This is a genomic window from Agrobacterium sp. 22-3639C2, from assembly GCF_053522105.1.
In genome coordinates, this window is record NZ_JBNWDB010000001.1 from 879,807 (window position 1) to 892,120 (window position 12,314).

17 protein-coding genes are annotated in these 12,314 nt (G+C 57.3%); 2 read left to right on the top strand and 15 right to left on the bottom strand.

Translation table 11 applies throughout. The features are described 5' to 3' along the window. Positions 1-213: 213 nt before the first annotated feature. The 15 genes from rpsQ to rpsL form a co-directional block, all read right to left on the bottom strand. Complete coding sequence (gene rpsQ, locus ACQZ6D_RS04380; RefSeq protein ID WP_003495195.1) at positions 214-450, bottom strand: 30S ribosomal protein S17; 237 nt, start codon at positions 448-450, stop codon at positions 214-216. 11 nt (positions 451-461) lie between these two features. Continuing rightward, the gene (rpmC, locus tag ACQZ6D_RS04385; RefSeq protein WP_003495193.1) at positions 462-662 is read right to left on the bottom strand and encodes a 50S ribosomal protein L29; all 201 of its coding nucleotides are present in this window, start codon (positions 660-662) and stop codon (positions 462-464) included. A 12-nt stretch (positions 663-674) separates the two neighbouring features. After that, positions 675-1,088 (bottom strand): 50S ribosomal protein L16, encoded by a 414-nt coding sequence (gene rplP, locus ACQZ6D_RS04390; RefSeq protein WP_003516136.1) that lies wholly within the window; start codon positions 1,086-1,088, stop codon positions 675-677. A gap of 38 nt (positions 1,089-1,126) precedes the next feature. Then, entirely contained in the window at positions 1,127-1,858 is a 732-nt protein-coding gene (rpsC, locus tag ACQZ6D_RS04395) for a 30S ribosomal protein S3 (protein ID WP_003516138.1), read from the bottom strand. Then, positions 1,858-2,247 carry a 50S ribosomal protein L22 gene (gene rplV / locus ACQZ6D_RS04400; RefSeq protein WP_003495184.1) on the bottom strand — a complete coding sequence of 130 codons (390 nt, stop codon included), beginning with the start codon at positions 2,245-2,247 and terminating at the stop codon, positions 1,858-1,860. Before rplV ends, rpsC begins: the two co-directional genes overlap by 1 nt. Positions 2,248-2,249: 2 nt before the next feature. After that, entirely contained in the window at positions 2,250-2,528 is a 279-nt protein-coding gene (gene rpsS, locus ACQZ6D_RS04405; RefSeq protein ID WP_003507772.1) for a 30S ribosomal protein S19, read from the bottom strand. Between the two features lie 15 nt (positions 2,529-2,543). Continuing rightward, positions 2,544-3,380 carry a 50S ribosomal protein L2 gene (gene rplB, locus ACQZ6D_RS04410; protein WP_003516146.1) on the bottom strand — a complete coding sequence of 279 codons (837 nt, stop codon included), beginning with the start codon at positions 3,378-3,380 and terminating at the stop codon, positions 2,544-2,546. 43 nt (positions 3,381-3,423) lie between these two features. After that, on the bottom strand, positions 3,424-3,717 hold the full coding sequence (locus ACQZ6D_RS04415; protein ID WP_003495178.1) for a 50S ribosomal protein L23: 294 nt from the start codon (positions 3,715-3,717) through the stop codon (positions 3,424-3,426). Further along, positions 3,714-4,334, bottom strand: a complete 621-nt coding sequence (rplD, locus tag ACQZ6D_RS04420; RefSeq protein WP_003516147.1) for a 50S ribosomal protein L4 — start codon at positions 4,332-4,334, stop codon at positions 3,714-3,716. Before rplD ends, ACQZ6D_RS04415 begins: the two co-directional genes overlap by 4 nt. 12 nt (positions 4,335-4,346) lie before the next feature. Further along, positions 4,347-4,988 carry a 50S ribosomal protein L3 gene (rplC, locus tag ACQZ6D_RS04425; RefSeq protein ID WP_003516149.1) on the bottom strand — a complete coding sequence of 214 codons (642 nt, stop codon included), beginning with the start codon at positions 4,986-4,988 and terminating at the stop codon, positions 4,347-4,349. A gap of 166 nt (positions 4,989-5,154) precedes the next feature. Beyond that, positions 5,155-5,463, bottom strand: coding sequence for a 30S ribosomal protein S10 (rpsJ, locus tag ACQZ6D_RS04430; protein ID WP_003507767.1), 309 nt, complete (start codon positions 5,461-5,463; stop codon positions 5,155-5,157). A gap of 313 nt (positions 5,464-5,776) precedes the next feature. Next, a complete protein-coding gene (tuf, locus tag ACQZ6D_RS04435; protein WP_013636434.1) occupies positions 5,777-6,952 on the bottom strand; it encodes an elongation factor Tu in 1,176 nt (391 codons plus the stop codon). A gap of 66 nt (positions 6,953-7,018) precedes the next feature. Next, positions 7,019-9,118, bottom strand: coding sequence for an elongation factor G (gene fusA / locus ACQZ6D_RS04440; protein ID WP_003519335.1), 2,100 nt, complete (start codon positions 9,116-9,118; stop codon positions 7,019-7,021). A gap of 34 nt (positions 9,119-9,152) precedes the next feature. Further along, positions 9,153-9,623, bottom strand: coding sequence for a 30S ribosomal protein S7 (gene rpsG / locus ACQZ6D_RS04445; RefSeq protein WP_003507761.1), 471 nt, complete (start codon positions 9,621-9,623; stop codon positions 9,153-9,155). A gap of 77 nt (positions 9,624-9,700) precedes the next feature. Next, complete coding sequence (gene rpsL, locus ACQZ6D_RS04450) at positions 9,701-10,072, bottom strand: 30S ribosomal protein S12 (RefSeq protein ID WP_003507760.1); 372 nt, start codon at positions 10,070-10,072, stop codon at positions 9,701-9,703. Between the two features lie 530 nt (positions 10,073-10,602). Here rpsL and ACQZ6D_RS04455 point away from each other — a divergent pair. Then, the gene (locus tag ACQZ6D_RS04455) at positions 10,603-10,896 is read left to right on the top strand and encodes a hypothetical protein (RefSeq protein WP_003519341.1); all 294 of its coding nucleotides are present in this window, start codon (positions 10,603-10,605) and stop codon (positions 10,894-10,896) included. Between the two features lie 264 nt (positions 10,897-11,160). Further along, a complete protein-coding gene (locus ACQZ6D_RS04460) occupies positions 11,161-12,285 on the top strand; it encodes a helix-turn-helix transcriptional regulator (protein ID WP_083211508.1) in 1,125 nt (374 codons plus the stop codon). The last annotated feature ends 29 nt before the right edge of the window (positions 12,286-12,314 follow it).

The following is a 12,314-nucleotide window of genomic DNA, read 5'->3' on the forward strand; positions in this document are numbered from 1 at the left end:
TACCGGAACGGTTGGGCAAACTCTCCCGAGTGAGCCCCCTGCCCCAGCTTATGAATGTCTCTTTTTTTGCGCGGAAATGTCGTGACAGGGTGGTTTCCCGAAGGACCTTCCGTGCGCATCAAAGCAAAAGACGCTCGATTCACGAGCGTCCTTGCGGTGCTTCATACAGTATTTCGCGCCAAGTACAAGAGACCTGGCGCGATTCTGATGAAATTAAGCCTGGGCGGAAACGACCGTCCAGCGCTTGTCCTTGGAGATCGGTGCGCATTCCTCGATGGAAACGACATCGCCGACCTTATACTGATTGTTTTCGTCGTGTGCCTTGTACTTCTTCGAACGGCGAACGGTCTTCTGGAGCAGCGGGTGAGCGAATCGGCGCTCAACCCGGACTACAACAGTCTTCTCGTTCTTGTCGGACACTACGACGCCCTGCAGAATGCGTTTCGGCATATTATTTTTCCTTAGGCCTTGGCTTCTGCCGCCTTCTGGCGGGCAATGGTTTTAACGCGGGCGATGTCCTTGCGGACTTCGTTGATGCGCGAGGACTTCTCCAGCTGGCCAGTCGCCTTCTGGAAGCGCAGGTTGAACTGCTCCTTCTTCAGATCGGCGAGCTTGTCCTTGAGCTGGTCGGCGCTGAGGCCGCGAACTTCATCGGCTTTCATGTGCCTTGCTCCTTACTCTGCGATGCGCTGTACGAAGCGCGTCTTGACCGAGAGCTTGGCAGCGCCGAGACGAAGCGCCTCGCGGGCGATCTCCTCGGACACACCGTCGATCTCGAACATCATACGACCGGGCTTGACCTTGCATGCCCAGTATTCGACCGAACCCTTGCCCTTACCCATACGAACTTCGGTCGGCTTTGCCGTTACCGGAACGTCTGGGAATACGCGGATCCACACACGACCTGCGCGCTTCATGTAACGCGTGATCGCGCGGCGGGCCGCTTCGATCTCGCGTGCGTTCACGCGGTTCGGTTCCTGCGACTTCAAGCCGAATTCACCGAATGCCAGGTCAAAGCCGCCCTTGGCGACGCCCTTGATGCGTCCCTTGAACTGCTTGCGGTACTTAGTACGCTTTGGCTGCAACATTTTCTTACTTCTCCGAGCTTATCTTTCGCCAGCGTCAATCAAGCGTTTTCGCGACGACGATCGGGACGATCGCCACGCTCACGGCTTGCAGGGCCCTGAGCATCGCCTTCGAGACCACGACGCTCAGAAGCCATCGGATCGTGCTCAAGGATTTCGCCCTTGAAGATCCAGACCTTGATGCCGCAGATGCCGAACGCGGTTTCCGCTTCAGCTGTGCCGTAGTCGATGTCCGCACGCAGCGTGTGCAGCGGAACGCGTCCTTCGCGGTACCATTCGGTACGAGCGATTTCGGCGCCACCGAGACGGCCACCGCAGGTGATCTTGATGCCTTCGGCGCCAAGACGCATTGCGGACTGAACCGAACGCTTCATCGCACGGCGGAAAGCCACGCGGCGCTCGAGCTGCTGGGCGATCGACTGAGCGACGAGAGTCGCGTCGATTTCCGGCTTGCGCACTTCAACGATGTTGAGGTGCGTTTCGGAGTTGGTCATCTCGGAAAGCTTCTTGCGAAGCTTCTCGATGTCCGCGCCCTTCTTGCCGATGATGAGACCCGGACGAGCCGAATGGATCGTAACGCGGCACTTCTTGTGCGGACGCTCGATGACCACCTTGGCGATACCGGCCTGCTTGAGTTCCTTGATCAGGTAAGCCCGGATCTTCAGGTCTTCATGCAGCAGCTTGCCGTATTCAGCGGTGTCAGCGTACCAGCGGCTATCCCAGGTACGGTTGATGCCGAGGCGGAAGCCGATCGGATTGATTTTCTGACCCATTATGCGGCCTCCCCTTTTTCCTCAACTTCACGAACAACGATCGTGAGGTGAGAGAACGGCTTTTCAATGCGGGATGCACGACCACGGCCACGAGCGTGGAAACGCTTCATGGTGATGGACTTGCCAACATAGGCCTCGGCGACGACGAGAGCGTCGACGTCGAGGTCATGGTTGTTTTCCGCATTGGCAATCGCAGATTCGAGCGTCTTCTTGACGGTCCCTGCGATGCGCTTGCGGGAGAATTCGAGCTCGGCGAGAGCGCGATCAACCTTCTTGCCACGGATAAGAGCGGCAACCAGGTTCAGTTTCTGGGGGCTGACGCGGAGCGTACGGGCAATGGCCTGAGCCTCATTGTCCTTCAGCCGGCGTTCGGTCTTAGCCTTCGCCATGATTACTTCCTCTTTGCCTTCTTGTCCGCGCCGTGACCGTAATAGGTACGGGTCGGAGAGAATTCACCGAACTTGTGTCCGACCATGTCTTCATTGACAGAGACGGGCACATGCTTGCTGCCGTTGTAGACGCCAAACGTCAATCCGACGAACTGCGGCAGGATCGTGGAGCGACGGCTCCAGATCTTGATTACTTCATTGCGTCCGCTTTCGCGCACCTTCTCAGCCTTAGTGAGAAGATAGCCGTCAACAAACGGACCTTTCCAAACTGAACGAGCCACTTGAGACTTCTCCTCTTACTTCTTGCGCTGATGGCGCGAACGCATGATGAACTTGTCGGTCGACTTGTTCGAACGGGTGCGCTTGCCCTTCGTGGGTTTACCCCACGGAGTAACCGGGTGACGACCACCCGACGTGCGACCTTCACCACCACCGTGCGGGTGGTCGACCGGGTTCATGACGACGCCGCGAACGTGCGGACGCTTGCCACGCCAACGCGAACGACCGGCCTTGCCGTCGTTGGTGTTGCCGTGATCGGAGTTCGAAACTGCGCCGATCGATGCGAGGCAGGAGCCGTGCACCAGACGCTGTTCGCCCGAGTTGAGACGCAGGATAGCCATACCGGCATCGCGGCCGACGAGCTGGACGTACGTACCGGCGGAGCGGGCAATCTGACCGCCTTTACCTGGCTTCATCTCGACGTTGTGGATGATCGAACCGACCGGAATGTACTGAAGCGGCATGGTGTTGCCGGGCTTCACGTCCACTGCCTTGTCGGAGGCGATCACCTTGTCACCGGCAGCGAGACGCTGTGGCGCGAGAATGTAAGCCTGTTCGCCGTCGGTATACGTAACCAGCGCGATGAACGCGGTGCGGTTGGGGTCGTATTCCAAACGTTCAACGGTGCCTTCAACGTCGAACTTGCGACGCTTGAAGTCCACCAGACGGTAGGTCCGCTTGTGACCACCACCCTGGAACCGGACGGTGATCCGGCCCTGGTTGTTGCGGCCACCCTTGGAGCTGAGGCCCTGGGTGAGAGCCTTTACCGGCTTGCCCTTGTAGAGCGAAGCGCGGTCCACGATAACCAGCTGACGCTGGCTTGGCGTGGTCGGATTGAAACTTTTCAATGCCATATTCTTGTTCCCTTTTGGGTCTTTGCCCGCTTGGGCCTAACCTTTAGAGTCCGGTGGACACGTCGATGGATTGACCTTCGGCGAGCGTAACGACGGCTTTCTTGACGTCTTTCAGCTTACCGGCGAACCCACGGAAACGACGGGTCTTACCCTTGCGGATAAGCGTGTTCACAGCCGTGACTTTGACGCCGAAGAGAGCTTCCACGGCAGCCTTGATTTCAGGCTTGGAAGCGCTTTTGGCGACGTTGAATACGACCTGGTTCTGTTCGGATACCAGCGTCGACTTTTCCGTGATCGAAGGAGATACGATCACATCGTAGTGGCGAAGATCCGTCATTTGAACCGCTCCTCCAGAGCCTCTACAGCAGCCTTGGAAAGCACGAGCTTACCACGACGCAGGATGTCGTAAACATTGATGCCCTGAACCGGCAGAACGTCCACATTCGGGATGTTCTGAGCTGCGAGCTTGAAGTTGCCATCAAGTTCTGCGCCACCGATAACGAGAGCGTTGGTCAGGCCAAGCGAAGCGAAGCTGCCCAGCAGAGCCTTGGTCTTTGCTTCGGACGCGACGAGCTGATCGACGATGATCAAATCTTCAGCCTTCAGCTTTGCAGACAGGGCGTGACGCAGAGCAAGCGCGCGAACCTTCTTGGGAAGGTCGTGTGCGTGGCTGCGAACGACCGGGCCGTGGGCCTTGCCGCCGCCGCGGAACTGCGGTGCGCGAGCCGAATGGTGACGAGCGCGGCCCGTACCCTTCTGCTTGTACATCTTCGCACCAGTACGGGAAACTTCCGCACGGGTCTTGGTCTTGTGCGTTCCCTGCTGCTTCTTTGCAAGCTGCCAGCGAACCATACGGGCCAGGATATCCTGACGGGGATCGAGGCCGAAAATCTCGTCCGACAGAGAAACCTTGCCGGCGTCTTTTCCCTCGAGGGTCTTGACGTTCAATTCCATGATAAGGCTCCCTTACTTCGCGGCCGACTTGACGGCGTCGCGGACGATGATCCAGGCGCCCTTGGAACCGGGAACTGCACCCTTAACGAGGATCAGGCCACGGTCTTCATCGGTCGAAACGACTTCGAGGTTCTGGGTCGTAACGCGCGTCTGGCCCATATGACCAGCCATTCGCTTGCCCTTCCACACGCGGCCCGGATCCTGGTTGTTACCAGTCGAACCGTGCGCACGGTGCGATACGGAGTTACCGTGCGAAGCGCGACCACCACCGAAGTTGTGACGCTTCATAGCACCGGCAAAACCCTTACCGATCGTGGTTCCCGTTACGTCGACCAGCTGGCCGGCCTGAAAATGAGTTGCGGTCAGTGTTGCACCGATATCGATCAGGTTCTCGGGGGAAACCCGGAACTCGACGAGCTTTGCTTTCGGTTCGACATTGGCAGCGGCAAAATGACCGCGAAGCGCCTTCGTCGTGTTTTTGACCTTGGACTGGCCGGCACCGAGCTGAACTGCGGTGTAGCCATTCTTGTCTTCCGTGCGCTGGGAAACGACTTGTACGTTATCCATCCGCAATACTGTTACTGGAATATGTTCACCAGCGTCGTTGTAGACGCGGGTCATACCCACTTTCTGTGCAATCACACCTGAACGCATTGGTTCATCCTCTTGCGAGCCTTGAAGGGAAAACCCTTTTTGGCCTTTGTTAAGGAGTGCCCTTCGACATCTCACGATGTTTCCGGTCTCCGGATTGGAAGCCGTTGGATTTCTCCACGTACCTTCCTTGTTATATGGCCCTCACTTGGATGAGGTCAGGCCAGTCTTAGAGCTTGATTTCAACGTCAACGCCGGCAGCCAGGTCGAGCTTCATCAGAGCATCGACGGTCTGCGGGGTGGGGTCAACGATATCGAGAAGACGCTTGTGCGTCCGCATTTCGAACTGTTCACGGCTCTTCTTATCAACGTGAGGAGAGCGGTTGACGGTAAACTTTTCGATGCGGGTGGGGAGCGGAACCGGGCCGCGAACGCTGGCGCCGGTGCGCTTTGCGGTCGACACGATTTCACGGGTAGAGGCATCGAGGATCCGGTGATCGAACGCCTTGAGGCGGATACGGATATTCTGGCCGTTCATTCGTCTTGTCCTTGTTCTTTGTTATTCGTTTCCGCACGCGGAAACACATGAACTTCTATTGATCGTGGCGCCGCAGATTTTCAAAAATCGAGAGGGATGCGCGTCGCACCCCAATCATTTCAGTAGTCTGTATTGCTAAAACACCGCGCTCCGCAATTGCTTGCGAATCCAGCGGGTGAGTGTGAATGCGCGTTTACGCGCTTTCACCGAATTTTTCAAGCACTAAAAATGCAACGCCGCCAGGCTTTTTTACTAAAAGCCCGGCGGCGGTGTGGGTAACACCGCCGCCGGTCTGAATTTCAACGTCGTGAAATTACTCGACGATAGAAGCGACGATGCCGGCGCCGACGGTACGGCCGCCTTCGCGGATAGCGAAGCGCAGCTTTTCTTCCATCGCGATCGGAACGATCAGCTCGACTTCAACAGTGACGTTGTCGCCAGGCATAACCATTTCCGTGCCTTCTGGAAGCGAAACGATACCGGTAACGTCAGTCGTACGGAAGTAGAACTGCGGACGGTAGTTCGTGAAGAACGGCGTATGACGGCCGCCTTCTTCCTTCGTCAGGATGTAGGCTTCTGCCATGAACTTCTTGTGCGGCTTGACCGAACCCGGCTTGCACAGGATCTGACCACGCTCAACGCCGTCACGGGTAACGCCGCGAACGAGAGCACCGATGTTGTCGCCAGCCTGGCCCTGGTCGAGCAGCTTGCGGAACATTTCAACGCCGGTAACCGTCGTCTTCGACGTCGGACGAATGCCGACGATTTCGACTTCTTCACCAACCTTGACGATACCGCGCTCAACGCGACCCGTCACAACCGTACCACGGCCAGAGATCGAGAACACGTCTTCGATCGGCATCAGGAACGGCTGGTCGATCGGACGCTCAGGCGTCGGGATGTAGGCGTCAACAGCAGCCATCAGCTCGCGGATTGCGTCTTCACCGATCTTCTTGTCGGAATCTTCAAGAGCAGCAAGTGCCGAACCCTTGACGATCGGGATATCGTCGCCCGGGAAGTCGTAGGACGACAGAAGTTCGCGAACTTCCAGTTCGACGAGCTCGAGAAGCTCGGCGTCGTCAACCTGGTCAACCTTGTTGAGGAACACGACGATCGCCGGAACGCCAACCTGGCGAGCAAGCAGGATGTGCTCGCGCGTCTGCGGCATCGGGCCGTCAGCTGCAGAGCAAACCAGGATCGCGCCGTCCATCTGGGCAGCACCGGTGATCATGTTCTTCACGTAGTCGGCGTGGCCGGGGCAGTCGACGTGTGCGTAGTGACGGTTCGGCGTTTCGTATTCGACGTGCGCCGTCGAGATCGTGATGCCGCGAGCCTTTTCTTCAGGAGCAGCGTCGATCTGGTCGTACGCCTTGAACTCGCCGAAATACTTCGTGATCGCAGCAGTCAACGACGTCTTGCCGTGGTCGACGTGACCGATCGTGCCAATGTTGACGTGCGGCTTATTGCGCTCAAACTTGCTCTTTGCCATTAGTGGCTCTCCATTCTTGTCCCTTGAGGGGAATAATCTTCAAATCTCTGATGGGGCGTACCCCGATCACTTCTGACCGGAGTACTTTGCCTGGATTTCCTGCGCCACGTTCGACGGAACCGGCGAATAGTGATCGAACGTCATCGAGTACTGCGCGCGGCCCTGCGACATGGAGCGCAGGTTGTCGACGTACTTGAACATGTTCGCGAGCGGAACGTGTGCGCTGATCACGATGGTGATGCCACGCGATTCCTGACCCTGGATCTGACCGCGACGCGAGTTCAGATCGCCGATCACGTCACCGACGTAATCTTCAGGGGTGACGACTTCGACCTTCATCATCGGCTCGAGAAGCTGTGCACCAGCCTTCTTTGCTGCTTCACGGAAGCAGGCACGCGATGCGATTTCGAACGCCAGAACCGAGGAGTCGACATCGTGGTATGCGCCGTCGATCAGGGTCGCCTTGACGCCTAGCATCGGGAAGCCAGCAAGCGGACCGGAAGACAGAACGCTTTCGATACCCTTCTGAACGCCCGGGATGTATTCCTTCGGAACAGCACCGCCGACGATCTTGGATTCGAACTTGAATTCTTCGCCTTCAGGGTTCGGTTCGAAGATGATCTTCACGCGAGCAAACTGACCGGTACCACCGGACTGCTTCTTGTGCGTGTAGTCTTCTTCGTGCTGACGCGTGATGGTTTCGCGGTAGGCAACCTGCGGAGCACCGACGGTTGCTTCAACCTTGAACTCGCGACGCATACGGTCAACGAGGATGTCGAGGTGAAGTTCGCCCATGCCTGCAATGATCGTCTGACCGGATTCTTCATCCGTCTTGACGCGGAACGAAGGATCTTCAGCAGCCAGGCGGTTGAGCGCGAGGCCCATCTTTTCCTGGTCGCCCTTGGTCTTCGGCTCGATGGCGATCTGGATGACCGGCTCGGGGAATTCCATGCGCTCGAGGATAACCGGCTTCAGCGGATCGCAGAGCGTATCGCCAGTGGTGGTTTCCTTGAGGCCAGCCAGAGCAACGATGTCGCCGGCAAAGGCTTCTTCGATGTCTTCACGGCTGTTGGAATGCATCTGCAGCATACGGCCGACGCGCTCACGCTTGTCCTTGACCGTGTTGATGACCGACGTGCCCTTTTCGAGCTTGCCGGAGTAGATGCGGGCGAAGGTCAGAGAACCGACGAAGGGGTCGTTCATGATCTTGAACGCGAGCATGGAAAGCGGCTCGCTGTCATCGGCATGACGCTCGATTTCGGCTTCCGTCTTGAAGTCGATGCCCTTGATCGCAGGAATGTCCAGCGGCGAAGGCAGGTAGTCGACGACGGCGTCGAGAAGCGGCTGAACGCCCTTGTTTTTGAACGCGGTACCGCAGAACATCGGGTGGAACTTCACGTCGATGGTGCCGCGGCGAACGAGCGAACGGATCTTCTCGTTGTCGGGCATGATGCCGTTCAGGTAGTCTTCCATCGCTTCTTCGTCGATCTCGACAACGGTCTCGATCAGCTTTTCGCGATATTCTTCAGCCTTGGCCTTCATGTCTTCAGGAATTTCGACGACGTCCCACTGAGCGCCGAGCGATTCGTCGCGCCAGATGAGTGCGTTCATCTCGATCAGGTCGATAACGCCCTTGAACTCGGTCTCAGCGCCGATCGGAAGCTGCATGACAACGGCGGTAGCGCCGAGACGGGTCTTGATCATTTCTACCGAGCGGTAGAAGTCAGCACCGGTCTTGTCCATCTTGTTGCAGAAGATCATACGCGGAACGTTGTACTTCTCAGCCTGACGCCAGACGGTTTCCGTCTGCGGCTCTACACCGGCGTTGGCGTCGAGAAGAGCGATGGCACCGTCGAGAACGCGCAGCGAACGCTCGACTTCAATGGTGAAGTCAACGTGGCCGGGGGTGTCGATGATGTTGAAACGGCGCATCTTGCCGTCGCGACCCTTCCAGAAGGTCGTGGTCGCAGCGGACGTGATGGTGATACCACGTTCCTGCTCCTGTTCCATCCAGTCCATCGTGGCAGCGCCATCATGAACTTCGCCGATCTTGTGCGACTTACCGGTGTAATAAAGAATACGCTCGGTGGTCGTCGTCTTACCGGCGTCGATATGCGCCATGATACCGAAATTGCGGTAGTCTTCGATTTTATATTCGCGAGCCATAATGGACTGCCTTTCGATATGCGACCGTTTAAGATTACCAGCGGTAATGCGAGAATGCGCGGTTTGCGTCGGCCATCTTGTGCGTGTCTTCACGCTTCTTGACGGCGGAACCGCGGTTGTTCGCAGCGTCCATGAGTTCGCCGGAGAGGCGATCGACCATGGTCGTTTCGTTACGCTTGCGAGCAGCAGTGATCAGCCAGCGGATGGCGAGAGCCTGACGGCGCTCCGGACGAACGTCGACCGGGACCTGATACGTAGCACCGCCAACGCGACGCGAACGCACTTCAACGTGCGGAGCAACGTTGTCGAGGGCGGAGTGGAACACGCCGAGCGGCTCCTGCTTCGTCTTGCCCTGAACGACGTCGAACGCGCCGTAAACGATGCTTTCCGCGACGGACTTCTTGCCGTGAAGCATGATGGCATTCATGAACTTGGTGACGACCAGATCGCCGAACTTCGGGTCCGGGTTGATCTCACGCTTTTCTGCACTATGGCGACGGGACATATTCTTTGTCTCTCAATGTTATTGACGCTAAACCACGCGGAGAACCTCGCGCAGCGCCTGATTGTTGTTGCCGAAAATTACTTCGGACGCTTCGCACCGTACTTCGAACGGCGCTGCTTGCGGTTCTTGACGCCCTGGGTATCGAGAACACCGCGGATGATGTGGTAACGCACACCCGGCAAGTCCTTTACGCGGCCGCCGCGGATCATGACCACGGAGTGTTCCTGAAGGTTGTGACCTTCGCCGGGAATGTAGCCAATGACTTCGAAGCCGTTGGTGAGACGGATCTTGGCAACCTTACGCAGAGCCGAGTTCGGCTTCTTCGGGGTCGTCGTGTAAACGCGGGTGCAAACACCACGCTTCTGCGGGTTTTCCTGAAGTGCAGGAACCTTGTTGCGCTTTACCTGTGCCTGGCGGGGCTTACGGATCAGCTGGTTTACGGTAGGCATATAACCATCCCTTGCAAAAACTACTTTAGCCACCCTCACGGGTGGCGGCTATGCCGTTTCCGGCGACGAAGCACGCATATATCCTCATGCGCAAAACGTGGCCCGATCCGTTTTCACGGATGGACCACCAAGAGCAGAGGACGCCGGATGAGGCGTCTTGCGTGCAACATTCGTGTCTTCTACGTGCAATGAAGCTTCATTTGAGATGATGTCCGGGAAAAACGTTTCCGAACGGCCAGCACAGATAGAGGCTCCGATGGCGGGCGTACTACTGTTTTAGCCAGCTTTCGTCAAGGGCGAATCCGCATTTTGCGCTGGCACCCGAGGCCACAAAGCCTGCGGACAGACCCTTTGCCCTCTCCTTCTAACATAAGTCACAGCCGGCAACAGCGATTTTGACCTCCGGCCTTTGGCTTTTCACAAAATCCGTCTATTGATTCCCTCAAGCGGGCCGGAGCTGGCACCGCCGCGCGCAAGACCGATTCCGTCCGGCCCGCATACTCCACAACGACATATCAAGGAACCGCGTCATGACCAACCTCCCCGACAACGACAACGGACGCGACGAGCCGATGGTCTTCATCGTCATCGGCAAGGCTTACGAACACGACAATTCCGAAGGCATCGACATCCACGTCATTCTGCGGGCGCCGGACGACGACACCGCCGTACGCGAAACGCTGAACGCGCTTTCGGAGGAAGGTTTCATCGAAGCCGACCTCGACCAGATCGGCATGCTGACTGAAGTTCCGGACGAAGAGCCGCACGCTTCCGCCTATCAGGGCGCCCTGGAGGGCGAAGTCGCCATCATCCGTTTCGCCTGAGGGACCGCCCTCACCGCGACAAATGCGCCGCCACCGATAAAAACGGCACCCGCCCACACCAGGGCGGTTGTCTTCCAGGACTTGATGCCAAGGCCGAAATCTTGCGTGCAGCCACCCTTTGCTGCAAAAGACCTTGGTAAATTCCAATATATTAAGTCACTGATAGATTATATACTTTAAATATAATAGTATTATTTGTATTTCCGTTGAAATATACGAAGATATAAGATTAAATTGATCCCGACGCATGATTTCGGTGGCGGGTTGGATAATATATCTTCGGCAGACATTATAGATGACATTTACGAGGCAGCACTTTTTCCCGATCGCTGGGCGAACGTGATAGCCGCAATCTGCCACCGGCTCGATTTCTGGGGCGGCGCGCTCACCTGGGGCAAAGGCGAGGATGAAGCATGGCTCTATCCGCCCAATTTCCAGGAACTCATGCAAGCCTTCATGAAGGGCGGCTGGAACCACCGCAACGATCGCCTCACACGCGCTGTTCGCGAGGGCCAATTTTCCTTCGTGCATGATTTCGATATCTTTACCCCTGACGAATGGGCGGGGCTGCCAATCGTCCGCGATTTCCTGATGCCGCGTGGACTGGGATATGGGGTGGCAACGCAGGTTGCGCCGCCGGATCATCCCGAAATGACTCTCCTGTTCGAACGCAAGCTCGACAGAGGAGTCATTGGTCCGGAAACCATGGCGGCACTTGGCCGGCTGAGGCCGCATATCGCCCGCAGCCTCACCCTCGCAACAGGGCTGCAACGCCAGAAAGCAGATGCCATCACGCTCGGCCTCAACGCCATCGGTGCGCCGGCGGCGGTGCTCCAGGCAAGCGGACGCGTTCTTTCCACAAACACCCTGTTCGAGGCGACCAAAAAGTGTATTTCCACCCGCGCCCGCGACAGGATCTTGATCTTGGACGAGAGAATAAACCGGCTGCTCTACAAGGCGCTAGCCGGCGGCAGTGTCAGTTCCCTACCCCTGCCGACAGGCGGAGACGGGGTGTGCATCCTTCACGTCATACCGCTGCGCAAGGACGCGCTGGATTTATCCCCTAACGGCAGCGCCATCGTGCTGATATCGCAACCATCGGACACCGTTGCCGACGTCACGCCGCTTCTGAAAGGGTTATACGATCTCACCAAGGGCGAGGCCCGTGTCGCGCTGGAAATCCTGAAGGGCCTTTCACTTCCCTCCGTGGCAAAGCAACTTCAGATCTCGCACGAAACGGTTCGCAGCAACGCCAAGTCTATCTATGCAAAGACCGGCAGTACGGGCCAGACCGATCTCGTTCGCCGGCTTTCCGTTTTGACGCGCTACACCATCGGTGAGCAAGAAAGACCCCGAGACGGGACTGGCCATATGAAGGACCAGATCTGACCTTCTAACCCGACCAAAACAAAAAAACG